General features: G+C 69.9%; 11 protein-coding genes. 4 read left to right on the top strand and 7 right to left on the bottom strand.

Translation table 11 applies throughout. The features are described from left to right. Positions 1 to 51: 51 nt before the first annotated feature. The gene (gene pnp / locus H165_RS0103135) at positions 52 to 2,160 is read left to right on the top strand and encodes a polyribonucleotide nucleotidyltransferase (RefSeq protein WP_017937452.1); all 2,109 of its coding nucleotides are present in this window, start codon (positions 52 to 54) and stop codon (positions 2,158 to 2,160) included. 237 nt (positions 2,161 to 2,397) lie between these two features. Here pnp and H165_RS18325 read toward each other — a convergent pair whose 3' ends face one another. The 3 genes from H165_RS18325 to H165_RS0103120 all read right to left on the bottom strand — a co-directional run bounded on the left by H165_RS18325 (position 2,398) and on the right by H165_RS0103120 (position 4,847). Beyond that, positions 2,398 to 3,306: a cation diffusion facilitator family transporter gene (locus H165_RS18325; RefSeq protein ID WP_017937451.1), complete on the bottom strand. Its 909-nt coding sequence runs from the start codon at positions 3,304 to 3,306 to the stop codon at positions 2,398 to 2,400. A gap of 16 nt (positions 3,307 to 3,322) precedes the next feature. Then, positions 3,323 to 3,742, bottom strand: a complete 420-nt coding sequence (locus tag H165_RS0103125; protein ID WP_017937450.1) for a hypothetical protein — start codon at positions 3,740 to 3,742, stop codon at positions 3,323 to 3,325. 175 nt (positions 3,743 to 3,917) lie between these two features. Continuing rightward, positions 3,918 to 4,847 carry a LysR family transcriptional regulator gene (locus tag H165_RS0103120; protein WP_017937449.1) on the bottom strand — a complete coding sequence of 310 codons (930 nt, stop codon included), beginning with the start codon at positions 4,845 to 4,847 and terminating at the stop codon, positions 3,918 to 3,920. Between the two features lie 294 nt (positions 4,848 to 5,141). On the opposite strand from H165_RS0103120, the gene hrpB reads away from it, so the two are divergent. Further along, on the top strand, positions 5,142 to 7,643 hold the full coding sequence (hrpB, locus tag H165_RS0103115) for an ATP-dependent helicase HrpB (RefSeq protein ID WP_017937448.1): 2,502 nt from the start codon (positions 5,142 to 5,144) through the stop codon (positions 7,641 to 7,643). Between the two features lies 1 nt (position 7,644). Here hrpB and H165_RS18320 read toward each other — a convergent pair whose 3' ends face one another. Together H165_RS18320 and H165_RS18315 are read right to left on the bottom strand one after the other, a co-directional pair. Next, positions 7,645 to 8,373 carry a substrate-binding periplasmic protein gene (locus H165_RS18320; RefSeq protein WP_017937447.1) on the bottom strand — a complete coding sequence of 243 codons (729 nt, stop codon included), beginning with the start codon at positions 8,371 to 8,373 and terminating at the stop codon, positions 7,645 to 7,647. Positions 8,374 to 8,452: 79 nt separating this feature from the next. After that, the gene (locus tag H165_RS18315; RefSeq protein ID WP_017937446.1) at positions 8,453 to 9,577 is read right to left on the bottom strand and encodes an endonuclease/exonuclease/phosphatase family protein; all 1,125 of its coding nucleotides are present in this window, start codon (positions 9,575 to 9,577) and stop codon (positions 8,453 to 8,455) included. 69 nt (positions 9,578 to 9,646) lie between these two features. Between H165_RS18315 and H165_RS0103100 the strand changes: the two genes are divergently transcribed. Together H165_RS0103100 and H165_RS0103095 are read left to right on the top strand one after the other, a co-directional pair. Continuing rightward, on the top strand, positions 9,647 to 9,886 hold the full coding sequence (locus H165_RS0103100; RefSeq protein ID WP_017937445.1) for a CDGSH iron-sulfur domain-containing protein: 240 nt from the start codon (positions 9,647 to 9,649) through the stop codon (positions 9,884 to 9,886). A gap of 8 nt (positions 9,887 to 9,894) precedes the next feature. Beyond that, positions 9,895 to 10,728 (top strand): SDR family oxidoreductase, encoded by an 834-nt coding sequence (locus tag H165_RS0103095; protein ID WP_017937444.1) that lies wholly within the window; start codon positions 9,895 to 9,897, stop codon positions 10,726 to 10,728. A gap of 6 nt (positions 10,729 to 10,734) precedes the next feature. Here H165_RS0103095 and H165_RS0103090 read toward each other — a convergent pair whose 3' ends face one another. Together H165_RS0103090 and H165_RS0103085 are read right to left on the bottom strand one after the other, a co-directional pair. Then, the gene (locus tag H165_RS0103090) at positions 10,735 to 11,409 is read right to left on the bottom strand and encodes a hypothetical protein (RefSeq protein WP_017937443.1); all 675 of its coding nucleotides are present in this window, start codon (positions 11,407 to 11,409) and stop codon (positions 10,735 to 10,737) included. A 74-nt stretch (positions 11,410 to 11,483) separates the two neighbouring features. Next, the gene (locus H165_RS0103085; protein ID WP_040640576.1) at positions 11,484 to 11,963 is read right to left on the bottom strand and encodes a YbaK/EbsC family protein; all 480 of its coding nucleotides are present in this window, start codon (positions 11,961 to 11,963) and stop codon (positions 11,484 to 11,486) included. Between the last annotated feature and the right edge of the window lie 58 nt (positions 11,964 to 12,021).

Here is a 12,021-nt window from a genome sequence, read left to right as displayed (position 1 = left end):
CCCGGCACTTCCAGCGATTTCCCCCAAGGCAATGAAGAGAAGGAAAACACCGTGAATCCGGTAATCAAGAAATTCCAGTTCGGCCAGTCGACCGTGACCCTCGAGACGGGGCGCATCGCCCGCCAGGCCACCGGCGCCGTGCTGGTCACCATCGACAATGACGTGACCGTGCTGGTCACCGTGGTCGCCGCCAAGCAGGCCGATCCGAGCAAGGGCTTCTTCCCGCTGTCCGTGCACTACCAGGAAAAGACCTACGCCGCCGGCAAGATCCCTGGGGGCTTCTTCAAGCGTGAAGGGCGTCCCTCCGAGAAGGAAACCCTGACCTCGCGCCTGATCGACCGGCCGATCCGCCCGCTGTTCCCCGAAGGTTTCATGAACGAGGTGCAGGTGATCTGCACCGTGCTGTCCACCAGCAAGAAGACCGATCCGGACATCGCCTCCATGATCGGCACCTCCGCCGCTCTGGCGATCTCCGGGATTCCCTTCAACGGCCCGGTGGGCGCCGCCCGCGTGGCTTTCCATCCGGAAACCGGCTACCTGCTGAACCCCACCTACGAGCAGCTGAAGGCCTCCAGTCTAGACATGGTGGTGGCCGGTACCGAGGAAGCCGTGCTGATGGTGGAATCGGAAGCCCAGGAGCTGACCGAAGACCAGATGCTCGGCGCCGTGCTGTTCGCCCACCAGGAATTCCAGGCGGTCATCCAGGCCATCAAGGAATTCGCCGCGGAAGCCGGCAAGCCGGCCTGGGACTGGACTCCGCCGGCGGAGAACACCGCCCTGCTGGAAGCCATCAAGGCCGAGTTCGGCGCGGCCATTTCCCAGGCCTACACCATCACCGTCAAGCAGGACCGCTACAACCGTCTCGACGAGCTGCGCGAGCAGGCCGTGGCGGCCTTCGCCGGCGAGGAAGAGGGCAAGCCGTCCGCCGCTGAGGTCAAGGACGCCTTCGGTTTGATCGAGTACCGCACCGTGCGCCAGAACATCGTCGACGGCAAGCCGCGCATCGACGGCCGCGACAACCGCACCGTGCGTCCGCTGAAGATCGAAGTCGGCGTACTCGACAAGACCCACGGCTCGGCGCTGTTCACCCGCGGCGAGACCCAGGCCCTGGTGGTCGCCACCCTGGGCACCGCCCGCGACGCGCAGATCCTCGACACCCTGGAAGGCGAGCGCAAGGACAGCTTCATGCTGCACTACAACTTCCCGCCGTTCTCGGTGGGCGAGTGTGGCCGCATGGGCAGCGCGGGTCGCCGCGAGATCGGTCACGGCCGTCTGGCCCGCCGCGGCGTGCAGGCGATGCTGCCGAAGGAAGACGAGTTCCCCTATACCATCCGCGTGGTGTCCGAGATCACTGAATCCAACGGTTCCTCCTCGATGGCCTCGGTGTGCGGCGCCTCCCTGGCGCTGATGGACGCCGGCGTGCCGATGAAGGCCCCGGTGGCCGGCATCGCCATGGGGCTGGTCAAGGAAGGCGACAAGTTTGCCGTGCTGACCGACATCCTCGGTGACGAGGACCACCTGGGCGACATGGACTTCAAGGTGGCCGGTACCGCCAAGGGCGTCACCGCGCTGCAGATGGACATCAAGATCCAGGGCATCACCGAAGAGATCATGGAAATCGCCCTGCAGCAGGCTCTGGAAGCTCGTCTGCACATCCTCAACCAGATGAACCAGGTGATCTCCGAGTCCCGCAAGGAGCTCTCGGCCAACGCCCCGGCCATGCTGGCCATGAAGATCGATCCGGACAAGATCCGCGACGTGATCGGCAAGGGCGGCGCCACCATCCGCGCCATCTGCGACGAAACCAAGGCCTCGATCGATATCGAGGACGACGGTACCGTGAAGATCTTCGGCGAGACCAAGGAGGCCGCCGAGGCCGCCAAGCAGCGCGTCCTGGCGATCACCGCCGAGGCGGAGATCGGCAAGGTCTACACCGGCCGTGTCGAGCGCATCGTCGACTTCGGTGCCTTCGTCAACATCCTGCCCGGCAAGGATGGCCTGGTGCACATCTCGATGATCAGCGACCAGCGCATCGAGAAGGTCACCGACGTCCTCAAGGAAGGTCAGGAGGTCAAGGTGGTGGTGCTGGACGTGGACAACCGCGGCCGCATCAAGCTGTCCATGAAGGACGTGGCGGCGGCGGAAGCCTCCGGCGTCTGACGACGGCAGCGCTGCACGAGAAAGGGCCCCGCGGGGCCCTTTTTTCGTGCCCGGGGGCCGCCTGGCGACCGGCTGCGGCCTGTTCCAGCGGGGCGGCGAGGTCGTTGGCCGTGTGCCCTGGAACCGGTTGCCGGCGATGCTCCGTTGTCGATGGCTGCGCCTAGCCTGAGACAATCTTCCGGGCGCAGGATTCCCGTCCACCGGGAAAAGCGCGCGACAGGTCAGGGGAGCGCCCGGTCACCCACTCGTCTGGGAATCGGCCGGGCCAGTGGGGCGACTCGGGTCGGTATGCACCATCACCTCGGCGCGCGGATAGGCCTGGCGGATCGCTTCGGCGGCCTGCTGGCCGAGACGGTGCGCTTCGTCGAGGCTCATCTCGCCGGGCAACTCGACATGGATCTGCACGAACCAGCGGTTGCCGGAGACCCTGGTGCGCAGGTCGTGCACGCCGAGCACCCCGGGCACCGCGCGGGCCAGCTCGAGCATGCGGCAGCCCAGCTCAGCGGGCAGCTCCTCGTCCATCAGCACCGCGGTGGCTTCGCGGGCGATGCGCAGCGCGCTCCACAGGATGTAGACGGCGATGCCCAGGCCGAACAGCGCGTCGGCGCGGACGATGCCGAGGGCGCTGAGCAGCAGGGCGAGGAGGATGCTGGAGTTGAGCAGCAGGTCGGAGCGGTAGTGCAGGGCGTCGGCGCGGATCGCCGTGGAGCCGGTCTGGCGGATCACGTGGCGCTGGAACAGCAGCAGGGCGACGGTGAGCAACAGGGACAGCAGCATCACCGCCACGCCCAGCCCGGTGGCGGCGAGTGGCTGCGGTTGCTGCAGGCGTTCCACCGCCTGGATGCCGATCAGCACCGCGCTGCCGCCGATGAATAGGGCCTGGGCGATGCCGGCCAGGGCCTCGGCTTTGCCGTGACCGTAGCGGTGGTCGTCGTCGGCCGGGCGCAGGGCGTAGCGCACCGCCAGCAGGTTGATGAAGGAGGCGACGGCGTCCAGCAGCGAGTCGGTGAGCCCGGCGAGCAGGCTGACCGCGCCGCTCAGCCACCAGGCCAGGCCCTTGGCGAGGATCAGCACGGAGGCCACCGCCAGCGAGGCGAGGGTGGCCTGGCGCAGCAGGCGGGCGTGCTGCTGGCTGGTCACTGCCATAGACGGCCGGTTCCGTTCAGGCCCGCGGCTCGAGGCCGTAGGCGGCGAGCTGCTGCAGGCTGCCGCTGCGCTCCAGCAGGCGCGGGTCGTCGAGCGGCAGCGCGCGGCCGGTCTCGCGGAGGATCAGCGCCTTGAGTTGCGTGCGATCGATACGCCCGTCGGCGCCGATGGCCTCTCGGAGATGCTGCGGATCCACCTGGGCGGTCTGCCCGTCAGGCAGGTAGATGGCGCCGGTGGCGAAGTCGATGCCGAAGGCGATCAGTCCGGGGATCACGTAGAACAGCAGGCCGATGGCGTCCAGGGCGACGATCACCGGGTCGATGCGACCTTCGATCTGCCCGCGGCGGTCGGGGTAGAACAGGGTGCCGCAGGCGGCGAGCTGGGTGAGCAGGGCGGTGGCCACGACGCCACCGATCAGTCGGGACTGCAAGCGCATAGGCATCTCCTCCTCGAAATCCGTCAACTATACCAAGTTGGCCGCGGGAGCGGCCCGACGGACGGCGGGTCCATGCCCATTGGAATGCGCGGCGGGGCAGAGGTTCAGCGTGCCGGTTCGCCTGGCCCGAGGCGGGAGGGGTGGGGAGCCCGGCGGCTCCCCCAGGGGCGGGCGTTCAGGCTGCTGCCAGGCGCAGCTCTTCGCTGTGCCCCAGCTGCGTCTTGCAGTAATCCACGAACAGCTGGGCCGGCTTGGTCAGGTGCGCGCGCTTCAGCCAGGCGGCCACCAGCCCGGAGCCGGTGACCTGCTCGGTGAGGTCCACGCAGACCACCTGCTGGCCGTCGTAGGTGACGTCGGACTTGGGGTGGGTGACCAGCACGGAAAAGCCGAAGCCCTGACCGACCATGCCGCGCACCATCTCGATGGACGGCGAGCTGAACACGATGTTCGGCTGCAGGCCCAGTTCCTCGAAGATGCTGATGAAGTAGGTACGGCTGGGCAGCACGTCGAGGAGGATCATCGGCTCCAGCACCAGATCACGCAGCGACACGCGCTTCTGGGCGGCGAAGCGGTGTCCCTCGGGGACCAGTGCGTAGGGCTGCTGCGGCGGCATCAACGGCTCGGTCTCGATGGTGGCGTCCAGATCGTGCTCGTAGAGGATCGCCAGGTCGAAGCGGCCGCCGGTCAGACCCTGCACCAGTTCCTGCTGCTCGCCGTCGTGGACGCGGATCTTCACGCCGGGGTACTTCCGGTTGAAGCCGGCGATCAGCCGCGGCAGGTGCAGCGGCGCCACCGCCTCGAAGCAGCCGATGTCGATCTGCCCGCCGACCATGTCGTTGTCGGCCAGGGCATTCTGTTCGAACTCATGGGCGAAGCGCAGCAGTTCCTGCGCCTTGCGGTAGAACTGGGAGCCGCCGGGGGTTAGGGACACGCCCTGGGCATGGTGGCGGATCAGCAGTTGCACTCCGAAGCTGTCTTCCAGCCCCTTGATGGCACTGGAGATGGAGGGCTGGGTGATGTAGAGCTTGCGCGAGGCCTCGGCGATGCTGCCGCAATCGACGGCGGTGACGAAGTATTTGAGCTGACGCAAGGTATAGGAAGCCAAGGTGACACCTCCGGGGGGATCAGGACGGACGGCGACCCGGAATAGGGAAGTCGTGGAGTTGGGGCCTCCACTGCAAGATGCTGGCCAGGCGGGGGATTTCCCACGCGACGGGCAGATCGGCCGCGGCCGGTGGGGCGCTGGTCGAAGCCCGTCGGCCTATTTCGGTACCGGCACCGCTCGTCGCTGGTGCGTCCGCACCGTCCTGGCGCAAGGGGCCCGGCGCGGTTGCCTGGCCGGATGCGAGGTGGTCGGCGCTTCACCGCTATAATCGCCGCCTCTGCCGCTGGAGTGACCATGATTGCCCTGCCCATCGATGCCGTCTTGACCGATCTGCGCGCTGCCCTGGCCGCGCGCGACGAAGTGGTGCTGGAGGCCCCGCCCGGCGCCGGCAAGACCACCCGGGTGCCGCTCGCCCTGCTCGACGAGCCCTGGCTGGCCGGGCAGTCGATCCTCATGCTCGAACCCCGGAGGCTGGCCGCCCGCGCCGCCGCCGAGCGGCTGGCCGGCGAGCTGGGCGAGCAGGTCGGCGAGACCGTCGGCTACCGCATCCGCTTGGACAGCAGGGTCGGCCCGCGCACCCGCATCGAGGTGGTCACCGAGGGCATCCTCGCTCGCCGCCTGCAGGAGGACCCGGCGCTGGACGGCGTCGGCCTGGTGATCTTCGACGAGTTCCACGAACGTAGCCTGGACGCCGACCTGGCCCTGGCGCTGACCCTCAACGGCCGCGAGCTGCTGCGTGACAGCCCGCTCAGGGTACTACTGATGTCTGCCACACTGGAGGGCGAGCGGCTCGCGGCGCTGCTCGACGACGCCCCGGTGGTGCGCAGCGAGGGCCGCATGTTCCCGGTGGAGATCGTCTGGGGCGCGCCCTTCCAGCCCGGCGAGGCCTGCGAGCCGCGGGTGGTGCAGACGGTGCTGCAGGCTCTCGCCGAGCAGCGCGGCAGCCTGCTGGTGTTCCTCCCCGGCCAGGCAGAGATCCGCCGCGTCGCCGAGCGGCTGGCCGAACAGCTGGGCGAGCGAGCCGACCTCCTGATCTGCCCGCTGCACGGCGAGCTGGATCTGGCTGCCCAGCGCGCCGCCATCGAGCCGGCGCCGGCGGGAAAACGCAAAGTGGTGCTGGCCACCAACATCGCCGAGACCAGCCTGACCATCGACGGCGTACGGGTGGTGATCGACGCCGGCCTGGCGCGGGTGCCGCGCTTCGACCCGGGCAGCGGCATGACCCGCCTGGCCACCCAGCGCATCTCTCGGGCCAGCGCCACCCAGCGCGCCGGCCGTGCCGGGCGCCTGGAGCCGGGCGTCTGCTACCGGCTGTGGTCGCAGGCCCAGCACGAGCAACTGCCGGCCTACGACAGCGCGGAAATCCTCCAGGCCGACCTGGCCGGGCTGGTGCTGCAACTGGCCCGCTGGGGCGTGGCCGCCGAGGAACTGCGTTGGCTGGACGTGCCGCCCGCCGCCGCCCAGGCACAGGCCCGCGACCTGCTGCAGCGCCTTGGCGCCCTCGACGAACGCGGCGCGCTGACCCCTCACGGCCTGGCGATGAGCCGCCTGCCGACCCACCCGCGCATCGCCCACCTGTTGCTGCGCGGTCAGGCCCTGGGCCTCGGCGAGCTGGCCTGCGACCTCGCCGCGCTGCTTGGCGAGCGCGACCTCCAGCGCGGCGGCGGCGCCGACCTGCACGGCCGCCTGGAGTTGCTGCGCGGCGGGCGTGGCGCGGGCGGCGTGCAGCGCGTCCGCCAGGTGGCCCGTCAGCTGCGCGTCCTGCTGCCCAGGAGCGGCGCCGAGGCGGTGGTCGATCCCGAGCATCCGCGCTGGCTCGGCGCCCTGCTGGCCTTCGCCTATCCCGATCGAGTGGCCCGCCAGCGCCGCGCCGGCGGCGCCGACTACCGGCTGGCCAACGGTCGCGCCGCGCAGTTCGCGGAAAGCGACGCGCTGATGAAGCACGAATGGCTGGTGATCGCCGACCTGGGCAGCCGCCAGGGGCAGCGCGAGGAGCGCATCTACCTGGCCGCCGATCTGGATCCGGCGCTGTTCGACTCGGTACTCGCCGAGCAGGTGACGCTGCTCGACGAACTGGACTGGGACGAGCGCGAGGGCGTGCTGCGCGCCGAGCGCCAGCGTCGGGTCGGCGAGCTGGTGCTGGCCCGCGAACCGCTGCCGGAGCTGGACGCCGCGGCGCGCGGCCGGGCGCTGCTTGGCCTGGTGCGGCGCAAGGGCCTGGAGCTGCTGCCCTGGACTCCGCAGCTGCGCCAGTGGCAGGCGCGCATCCTCCTGCTGCGCCGCCTGGATCTGGCGGAGAAGGGCGCCAGCGACTGGCCGGACGTCTCCGACGCGGCCCTGCTGGCGAGCCTGGAGGATTGGCTGCTGCCCTGGCTGGACCGGGTCAGCCGGATCAGCCACTTCGCCGCCTTGGATCTGCCCGGGATCCTCGCCGGGTTGCTGCCCTGGCCGCTGCCGCAGCGCCTCGACGAGCTGGCGCCCACCCACCTGACGGTGCCCTCCGGCTCGCGGATCGCCATCGACTACGCCGAGGATCCGCCAGTGCTCGCGGTGCGCCTACAGGAACTGTTCGGCCTGGCCGAGACGCCGCGCATCGGCGGCGGCCGGCAGATCGTCAAGCTGCACCTGCTGTCGCCGGCGCACCGCCCGGTGCAAGTCACCCAGGACCTGGCGAGCTTCTGGGCCAACACCTACGCCGAGGTGAAGAAGGATCTCAAGGGCCGCTATCCCAAGCACTACTGGCCGGACGATCCGCTGATCGCCGAGCCCACCGCGCGGGCCAAGCCGCGGCGCTGACTCAGGGCGTGACGACGAGGTCTTCGCCTTCGGCGCGCAGCGCCTCGTAGGCGCTATCCAGGGCCTCCAGCAGGCGCTCGGCGTCCGGCTGGTGGCGGGAGACCAGGAAGTACACCGGCAGGCGCAGCAGCTCGACGTGCGGCGGCACCGGCACGCCCAGCTCCCGGGCGGCGCTGTCCACGGTCATGGCGTAGTCGAGCAGGTAGTCGCCGCGCTGGCGCAGGAGCATCTCCAGGGCCGCGCGGTGGGTGCTGGTGCGGTGCTGGACGATGCCCAGCTCGGGGGCCTCGAGGTAGCGGGAGATGTCGGGGACGAAGTTGTAGCCGCTGAGCATCACCAGCGCGCGGCCCTTGAGGTCGTCCGGCAGCCTGGGCTCGGGGGTGTCCGGCCGGTAGTAGAGGTTGAGGACGATCTCCGCCAGGCGGTTGCGGCCGACCAGCACGTGTTCGCTGAGCTGCTCCTTGGCCGGGCCCAGCCAGACCTGCACGCTGCCGTTCTGCAGCCCGGCGTAGATGCGCGCGCTGGGCAGCGAGCGGGTTTCCAGGCGGTAGCCGGCGCGGGCGAAGACCTTGCGCACCACCTCGACCATCGGTCCCTGGGGGAAGCCGTCGGCGTCGGTGTAGATGGACGGTGGAAAATCGTAGAAGCCGACCTTGACCGGCGGCGCGGCCAGGCAGGGCAGGCAGGGAACGAGTAGCAAAGCCAGCAGCAGGCGGGCGGTTTTCAGCATCTGGGGTTCGCGGCATACAGCCGTCTTATCGTTTTCGAGGCACGGTAGTGTGCCCGATGCACTGCTATTTGCCAGCCCATCAGAGGTTAGGACTGGCGGTTTCCCCCTGCCCTTCGACCGGAGTGGCCTCGGGGGCCGGCAGCAGGAAGCGGGCGATCAGCGGCAGGTGGTCGGATATCTGCAGGGTGTCGGCGCGGCGTACCCCGGCGTCCAGGCGCACCAGGGCCGGGCTGTGCAGCAGGTAGTCGAGGGTGCGGTCCGGGGCGCGGACTCGCGGGTCGTTGGGGAAGTGGCTGTACCAAGCGGCCTGGTTGCGGCCGTCGGCTTCCGCCAGGCTGGGGATCAGCGGGTAGCCGGCGAGCAGTTCCCAGGCGTCTGCGGTCGCTGGCTCGGCCAGTCCTTGGGCGGCCAGTCGGCGCTGTTGGCCGGGCGGCAGCAGGCCGAGGTCGCCGCCGAACAGCCAGAGGCTGCCGTCCGCCTGCAGCCGGTCGAGCAGCGCGCGGCTGGCCTGCAGCTGGCGGCGCAGGGTATCGCCGCCGGCGAAGCCGTCCAGCTGGGTGTTGACCGCCACCAGCCGGCCGCCGCCGCGCAGCGGCAGCACGCTGGTCTGCAGGGCATGCCGGAGGTCGAACTGACGGCGCAGCGGATCGGCCGGGGCGAGCGGCAGCTGCAGGCGCTCGCCGCGCTCGATGCGGAAGCGGCTCAGGGTGGCCAGCTTCATGCCGACGCTGCCGAGGATCTTCGGGTGCGGCACGAAGGCGGCCTTCCAGTAGAAGGCCTGGCTGCTGCACGGGTAGAGGTCGCTGAGCCGTTCGCGGAGCAGGGCCAGCTGGTCCTGGTAGTCGGTGGCCCGGGCGCCGTCGTGCAGCTCCTGGAGCAGCACCAGGTCCGGCGCCTCGGCACGGATCACCCGCACCACCTCGTCGAGGGTGAAGGCCAGGTCCGCGGCGGTGGGGCGCAGGTCCGGGCCGCTGCCGTCGGGCAGGTCGTGCCAGAACAGGTAGCGCTTGCCGGCTAGGAACTGCAGGTTCCAGGTCATCACCTTGAGCGCCTGGCCGGGCTGCAGCTCCGGTGCCTGGGCGTGGCAGCTCACCGCCAGCGCCTCGCGCTCGGCCGGGTGCCAGGTCAGGGCGTAGACGATGGCCGCCAGGCTGCCGGCGACCGCCAGCAGGCTGAGGAGGATAGGTCGGACAAGGCGCGGCATGGGCTTCCAGGGAGCTTGGACTATCCTGAGGACGACAGAGCATACCTGAGCCTGTGGAGGCATGTGTCCATGAGCGAGCCTGTGATCGCCCAGCGTGGCCCTTATCGGGTGGAGGTGACGGCCGGGCAGGTGTATTTCTGGTGCCGCTGCGGGCGCAGCGCCAGCCAGCCATTCTGCGACGGTTCGCACAAGGGTACGGGGCTCACCCCGCTGCGCTTCGAGGCCGAGGCGGACGACGCACTGTTCTTCTGCGGCTGCAAGCGCACCAAAAGCCCGCCGTTTTGCGACGGTACCCACAACGGCCTCTAGGCGTCGCCATGTACCGCAAGGTGTTCGCCAGCAAGGTGTTCCAGCGCAAGGTGGTGGTGGTCACTGGCGGCTGCTCGGGGATCGGTCGCGCGCTGGTGCTGCGCATGGCCCGGGCCGGGGCGCGGCTGGCGATCCTCGACCTCGACCCGGCGGCGCTGGACAGCCTGGTGCGCCACCTGGCCGACCACCTCAATGCCGAGGCCATCGGCTTGCCCTGCGATGTGGCCGAGGCGGAGCAGGTGAGCCGCGCCATCGAGCAGGTGCTGGAGCGCTTCGGCGGCATCGATGTGCTGATCAACAACGCCGGCATCACCCACCGCAGCACCTTCGCGGAAACCGACCTGCGGGTCTTCCAGCGGGTCATGGCGGTGAACTTCTTCGGCGCCCTGCACTGCACCAAGGCGGCGCTGCCCAGCCTGCTGGAGCGCCAGGGGCAGATCATCGTGCTGAGCTCGCTGTCCGGCTTCACCCCGCTGCTCTACCGCAGCGCCTACAACGCCAGCAAGCACGCCCTGCACGGGCTGTTCGACACCCTGCGCCACGAGATCAAGGGCTCCGGGGTGAACGTGATGCTGGTCTGCCCCGGCTTCACCGCCACCGACCTGCGCAAGAACGCCCTGGTCGGCGACGGCTCGGTGACTCGCCATCCGCCTTTGGCGATCGGCAAGGTGGCGGCGCCCCAGGACGTCGCCGAGGCCATCTACCAGGGGGCGCTGCGCCGCCGCCGGCTGCTGGTGCTGTCCAACGTGGACTGGCGGGCGCGGCTTCTGGCCCGATACTTCCCGCGGCTGTTCGAGCGGATCCTGCTGCCGCGCATCTCTGGCCTCAGGCCGTCGCGCTAGGCCGGCTCATTCCGCCGGGCGCATGACGTAGGCGTCCGGTCGGGCAAGCATGTAGAGGCGGAATACCACCACGCTGGCGAACAGTTGCAGGAAGCTGCGTAGGCAGTCCACCAGTAGCGGCAGCAGGCTTTCGTCCGGCGTGCCGAGCAGCGGGAACACTCGCCAGTCGAAGGCCCACAGCGGCACCATCACCGCCAGCACGCTGAACAGGATCAGCCAGAAGCGCCCGCTGGTGAGGCGGAAGCTGTCCTGCAGGGCGCCCAGCGGCGTCTGCCGGTCGAGCACCAGCAGGTACTCGGCGAAGCACAGCTTGATCATCGCCCACAGCCCCGGCAGCAGGAACAGAGAGGCACCGAGCATGATCAGCAGGCTGCTGAGGGCGGTGAGCAGCGCCAGGCGCGGCCAGAGGGCGAGGGCGCTGGCCAGCAGCTCGCGGTTGCGGGGCTCGACACCGCGGCTGCGGGCGTCGAGGAAGAGGATCAGCGCGGCGGTGTACACCGGGTAGAACAGCAGGCCTATCAGCAGGTCGGCGTAGGGTGGCGCGCCGTCGCCCAGGCTGACCACCAGCCAGTAGCGGGCCAGGCATTCGAGGGCCACCAGCGGCAGGCACAGGCGGGCGATGGCCGGCAGGTGGCGGCGGAAGAAGTACCAGGAGTCGCGGAGGATCGGCAGTGGATTCATCGGCGGTGGATGGCAGGTGAATGGGCCCGCCACTTTAGCCGAAGGCCCGCGCCGCCTCCAAACCCGCGGCGCGTTCAGGTGGAGCGGTAGCGGTACAGCGGGTTGGCCAGGTGCTCGACCAGCCGGCGCAGGTCGGCGGTGGCCACCTCCAGGGTCAGGGTCGGCGGGCCGGGCGAGTAGAGCAGGTGGCTGTGCGCGAACAGCGCCTCGTCGAGCACCAGGGCGATCTCCGCGGCGTGGCCGAACGGGCAGGCGCACTGCGGCACGCAGCCGGTGCGCGCGATCAGCTCGGCGTCGCTGGCGATGCTCGGCCGGGCGCCGAGCAGGGCCTTGAGCTGCGCCCAGTCGGCGCGGGCGTTCTCCAGGGTCACCAGCATGGCGTAGCGGCCGTCCCTGAGGCGCAGGAACAGGCTCTTGCTCTCCGCCCCGCGCAGCCCGAAGCGCTCGCGCACGGCATGGGCGGTGGGGTAGTCGAGCACCGGTTCGTGCTCCACCTGGCGGTAGGGGATGGCATGGCGCTCCAGCAGGGCGAGGTTGCGTTCGTAGAGGGACATGGACAAGCAGGCGGGCAAAGGACCGGGCGACAATGATACCCTGCCGGTTTCCAAGCCC

Origin of the sequence: Pseudomonas thermotolerans DSM 14292, assembly GCF_000364625.1 — a bacterium.
Classification (GTDB): Bacteria; Pseudomonadota; Gammaproteobacteria; order Pseudomonadales; family Pseudomonadaceae; genus Aquipseudomonas; species Aquipseudomonas thermotolerans.
The sequence above is the reverse complement of the archived record's forward strand: the minus strand, read 5'-3'. Positions and strand labels throughout refer to the sequence as shown.